The organism is Mycobacterium sp. TH-M82 (assembly GCF_057473605.1).
In genome coordinates this window covers 1-1,128 of sequence record NZ_JBYCKY010000533.1, presented here as the reverse complement: position 1 = coordinate 1,128, position 1,128 = coordinate 1, and the positions used below count along the sequence as shown (strand labels likewise).

2 protein-coding genes are annotated in these 1,128 nt (G+C 69.1%); both read right to left on the bottom strand.

The window, feature by feature from the left end; translation table 11 throughout:
• Positions 1 to 784, bottom strand: a 784-nt coding sequence (locus AC2VON_RS16260) for a phenazine antibiotic biosynthesis protein (protein ID WP_486953876.1), incomplete at its 3' end; no start/stop codon positions are given.
• A 101-nt stretch (positions 785 to 885) separates the two neighbouring features.
• Positions 886 to 1,128 (bottom strand): oxygenase MpaB family protein (locus tag AC2VON_RS16255; protein ID WP_486953875.1); only part of this gene is annotated, 243 nt, incomplete at its 5' end.

Here is a 1,128-nt window from a genome sequence, read left to right as displayed (position 1 = left end):
AGGCCATCGTGATGGTCGTGGCCGGGAAGATGTCGCGCAGCAGGTCCAGGGTGTCGGCGTCGACGTGCGCGCCGCTGAGCAACAGGTAGCGGATCTTTTCGTTCACCAGGTCCACCACGCGGTCGTCGCGGGCCATCGCCTGCACCAGCGGGGGCGTGGCGTGCAGGTTGGCGACGTCCTGCGTCTGCAGGACGAAGACGGCCTGGTCGATGACGTGCTCGACGTAGGCCGCCACCTCGGCGGCGGCGTTGCGGGCGCTGAGCTTCTTGACCCAGCGCGGGTCGATGTCGACCGAGTGGAACACCGACCCCAGCCGCTCGGAGACCAGGCGCGAGAAGTAGCCCACCCCGTGCGGTCCGCTGGGCATCAGGCACAGGAAGCCGCGCCCGAGCAGGAAGCCGCCCGTCGCGAAGTCCTCGGTCTGCCATTCGACGACCTGGGCACACCAATCCGGCAGTTGCGCGGTGCGTTTCGGGGCGCCGGTGGTGCCACCGGACTCGAAGATCCGGGGCAGCGGCGCCGGGGATCCGTAACCGCGGGGGACCAGATCCTCGACCGGCACGGCGCGCAGTTCGTTGACCAGGTTGGGAAACCGCCGCAGGTCGGCGAAGGTCGCGACGTCGCTCAGCGGGTCGAAGTCCAGCGTCTCGGCCGTGCGCAACCAGAACGCCGAACCGGTGTCGCGACCGAAGTGCCAGGCGATCGCGGCGCGCAGGTAGGCCTCGGGATCGTCGATCGGTGCCGACCTGGGGACGTCCAGCAGCGAGAAGTCGATGTCGGCCATGCCACTGATCCTGTCACAGGACCCGCGCGGCAAACGGCTTCGGCTGCCGATTGGCTTACGGCACAGAGAGTTTCGATTCTGGTTACGCGCCGTTCAACTGCTCAGGCCCCGTTGTGCAGGCCGCGCGGGTCGACCCCCGTGCGGCGCCACGCCCTGGCCGCCCAGGGCAGGTAGACCAACGACAGGGGCAGGCGGTTGACGAGCGGGTTCAGCGCCCGCATGGTGGCGGCGAACCGCTGAAAGCGCTTCTCCTTCTTGTCGTTCCAGTCCAACTGGCACACCGCACGCATCTGCGGGGGCAGGGTGCCCACCAGGACCAGCCGGGTGTAGGCGTTGAGCGGCGC